General features: G+C 70.6%; 4 protein-coding genes and 1 pseudogene. 3 read left to right on the top strand and 2 right to left on the bottom strand.

Features of this window, described 5'->3' with window-relative positions:
* Positions 1-497: pseudogene (locus tag ACKOQ4_RS01985) on the bottom strand (cytochrome P450); the annotation flags it as partial.
* Positions 498-548: 51 nt separating this feature from the next.
* Between ACKOQ4_RS01985 and ACKOQ4_RS01980 the strand changes: the two are divergent.
* A complete protein-coding gene (locus ACKOQ4_RS01980; protein ID WP_526288307.1) occupies positions 549-1,229 on the top strand; it encodes a TetR/AcrR family transcriptional regulator in 681 nt (226 codons plus the stop codon).
* Here ACKOQ4_RS01980 and ACKOQ4_RS01975 read toward each other — a convergent pair.
* The gene (locus ACKOQ4_RS01975) at positions 1,128-1,910 is read right to left on the bottom strand and encodes a maleate cis-trans isomerase family protein (protein WP_526288305.1); all 783 of its coding nucleotides are present in this window, start codon (positions 1,908-1,910) and stop codon (positions 1,128-1,130) included. The genes ACKOQ4_RS01980 and ACKOQ4_RS01975 overlap by 102 nt on opposite strands.
* Before the next feature lie 79 nt (positions 1,911-1,989).
* Here ACKOQ4_RS01975 and ACKOQ4_RS01970 point away from each other — a divergent pair, with 79 nt between their 5' ends.
* Both ACKOQ4_RS01970 and ACKOQ4_RS01965 read left to right on the top strand, forming a co-directional pair.
* Positions 1,990-3,192: an FAD-dependent oxidoreductase gene (locus ACKOQ4_RS01970; RefSeq protein ID WP_526288303.1), complete on the top strand. Its 1,203-nt coding sequence runs from the start codon at positions 1,990-1,992 to the stop codon at positions 3,190-3,192.
* A partial coding sequence (locus ACKOQ4_RS01965; RefSeq protein ID WP_526288301.1) for a hypothetical protein occupies positions 3,189-3,493 on the top strand: 305 nt, incomplete at its 3' end. The genes ACKOQ4_RS01970 and ACKOQ4_RS01965, both read left to right, overlap by 4 nt.

Genomic DNA, 3,493 nt, shown 5'->3' with positions numbered 1-3,493 from the left:
GCCCCCAGGGTCAGGCGGCGCGACTCGGCGTCCAGGTCGATGCGCGCGCCGTCGGGCCACCGTCGCGCGAGGGCCTCGGCGACCTCGGCCATGTGCCCGCCGAACCGCTGGACGTGCTGCTTGGTGAAGACCGGTTGCAGGGCCCGCCGCCGGGGCTGCCAGTTGCGGTAGCGCATGTCGAACAGGTTGGGCCCCAACAGATGGCGCATCTCGTCGTGGATGCTGGTGCGCTCCATCTCCTCGGGGCTGCGGCTGAGGATGTCGCGGGCCGCGCGCGGCGATGTCGCGACGACGACCGCCGGCACCAGCCACCGGGGGCCGAGCCGAAGCCGGGTCACCGGCCCGCCGGCGTCGCGCAACACCTGCGGCCCGGAATTGAACGTCCGGATCACGGCCAGTTGCCGGCGCAGCGGCAGCGGGTTGCGCGGCGGCGCGGGGTTGGCGCCGAGGGTCCCCGCGCTGCGCTCCATCGCCCTCCCGTCGGCGTTCTTGGTCACCAGTCAAGAATGTTCTTGATGGAAAGTCAAGAAGGGATCTAGCCTCTAGGGGTGCCGCCGAACCGACGCAACATCCCGCGTGAGGACCGCCTCGAGGCGGTCGTCGCCGCGGCGCGGCAGCGCTTCCAAACCCACGGTTACAAGGGCACCAGCGTCGCCGACATCGCCGGGGACGTCGGCGTCAACGCCGGCTCCGTGCACTGGTACTTCCCCACCAAGGACGATCTTTTCGCCGCCGTGCTGGCGCGGGTGGCCGGGGAGTCCCGGGAGTCGGCGACCGCCGCGCTGGCCGCCGGCGCCGGTCCGATGCAGGCCCTGGCCGGTGTTCTGGCCGCCGCCGAGCGGTACCGCGGCATGCACATCGACGCCCACGACCGGGTCGGCGAGAGCGACGCCGTCGCCCGGGTGCACGAGGAGTTCCACGCCTGGCTCGACGACCTGCTGCTCGCCGTGGTGCGGCCCCGCCTGGGCAGGGCCGCCGACATCGACCTCGTCGCCGACGCCGCGCACATCATGTTCGAGGGACTGCTGGGCAGCACCATTCCCCGAGACCGGCCGTTCGAGGAGATCGTGCAGTTCCTCGTCGAGATGCTCGTGGCGGCCGCCCCGGTGGCGGCGCGGCGCAAGGGGTCAGGGAGCGGCGACGTTGCGCGAGATGACCCGGCGGTAGAGATCGCTGCCGGGCAGGCCGCCGCACTCCCGCAGGATCCACCACACGCCGCAAAGGTTTGAGGACAGGATCGGCGCCCGCACCCCGTAGCCGGTGCGGTAGATGCCGGCGATGCTGACCAGACCGGTGCCCGAGAGCAGCACGGCCGCCACGGGTTCCGGTGTCAGCTCCCGCAGATGGCCGGCCACCTCATCCGACGTCGTCTCGTAGGCGCTGAACTGTTCGCCTTCGCCGAGCAGATGCTCGACCGCCACGACGTTGATGCCCGCACCCGCCCAGTACGCCTCGGTCTCGTCGGTCAGCCAGTCCGGGTACGGCGACATCAGGTGGATGCGGTCGATTCCCATCGACTCCAGGCAGTCGTAGATGGCCAGGCTCGCGGTGCGAACCGGCGCGCCGAACCGGGCGGACAGTTCGGCGCACAGGTCCCGGTCGCCGTCGATGCCGAACTGGTAGTTCGGGCCGGTCATCGCCACCAGTGCGCACTCGACGTCCAGTCCGAGGAGACCGTCGAGCGCCTCGGCGTAGGCGGGCGCGTAGAGCCGGTTGCGTTCCTCGAGGGTGAGCCCGACGTATCGCGGCAGACGGGAGGTGTAGAGAAGGATGTCGTCGCCGACGAGCGCGTCGAACTCGGGCTCGACGGTCGGATTCGAGGGCGGCACCACCACCCCGACGCGCAGGCAGTGGTCGGCCAGCCAGGCCAGCTCCGGATATTCGTCGTCGTCGTCAATCCCGGAGTTCATCGCCCTCCTTCAGGACCGCGCACCGGGGCTAAACTCTGCCCACCAGCAGGCAACCTACAACGTCGAGGAGCGGTCCGAGGTGACTCCGCACGCGGTCGTCGCCGGCGCAGGCCCGGTCGGAGCTCTCTGCGCGCTGTTGCTCGCCGCCCGGGGTGTGGCGGTGACGCTGGTGGACAAGGGCGGCGCGTGGACGACGCGATCGCATGCCTCGACCTTCCACCCCGCGACGCTGGATCTGCTCAGCGGCATCGGGATCGACCTGGCCGCCGACCCCGATGCGGTCCGGGTGAGCGCCGTGCAGTGGCGCGACAGCCGGGGGAAGGTGACGGCCGAGATCGACTACCGCCTCCTCGAGGGGCTGACCGCCCATCCCTTCCGGATTCATCTCGATCAGCAAGCCCTGCTGGACCGGTGTGCCGCGCTGATCGCCGCGCAGCCGCTGATCACCCTCGAGTTCGGTGCGACCGTGGTGGGCCTCGACGCGCGTCGGCCCGCCGTGACGGTCACGGTCACCGACGGGTCGCGCCGCGACCTCGCCGCGGACATCGTCATCGGGTGTGACGGTGCGAACTCGGCCGTGCGGGCCATCTCCGGCATCGGCTTCCCCGCGGCCGACGATCCGACCGGCGCCGTCCGGGCGTTCGTCTCAACCGATCTCGCCGTCCTGACTGATGCGGCGGATTCAGGCCCGGCGCTGTCGGGACTGTGCTACTTCCGCGGTGCAGACGACGGCGTCAGCGTGCTGCGGATGAGTACCCACACCCGGCTGATCGTGCGGACGGCCGCTGAGAGCGACGACGTCGCGCGGTTGCGTGAGGCGCTGGGCCACGCCACCCCCTTCGCTCTGGAGGATCTCGACGTCGACCGGATCGACAGTTACCGGCTTCGGCGCGGGGTGGCGGACACCTATCTGTCCGACACCGGACCGGTGCTGATCCTCGGCGACGCGGCGCACGTCACCTCGACTGCGGGCGGGCTGAACATGAATGCCGGCATCCACGACGCGTTCGCCGTGATGCCGGTCGTGGCAGACTGGCTGCACGGCCGGGCAGAGAGGCATTCCGTTGCGAGGATCGCGGGCGTGAGGCGCCGCCACCTGCTCGATGATGTGATCCCGCGCAGCGAGAGACGGGTCCGCGGATTGCAGGACGCCGATCCCGGCGCGCTGCGCCGGCACCTCGACGACATCGCCATACTCGCCGCCGACCCCGCCGCGGCGCGCCAGTTCCTCATCGAGGCGTCGCTTCTGGACGCACCGCTGATCGCGACGGGTTCCCCGTGAGAATCTGGCTGCAGAAGCACGTCGTCGAAGGCCGTATGCCTGCCCTGGACCAGTGGTACCGGGCCCATATCGCCGCCGTCGTCGACCCCGGCACTGAGGTCGCCATTCATTCCCTGCCCCGGCGCACCTACGACACCGACATCCCCAACGACTACGTAGGTTTTGGTGCGCTGGCGGTGCACTTCAACCACTACTTCGCCCAGACCGCGGTCCGAGCTGAGCGTGACGGATTCGACGCCTGGGTGATCGCCGCCGGTCAGGATCCCGGCCTGGCTGCTGCGCGCACGCTGGCGACGATTCC

It is taken from the genome of Mycobacterium sp. (assembly GCF_046095365.1).
GTDB lineage: Bacteria > Actinomycetota > Actinomycetes > Mycobacteriales > Mycobacteriaceae > Mycobacterium.
Note: the sequence above shows the minus strand (reverse complement) of the source record. Positions and strands in the feature narration are given on the sequence as shown.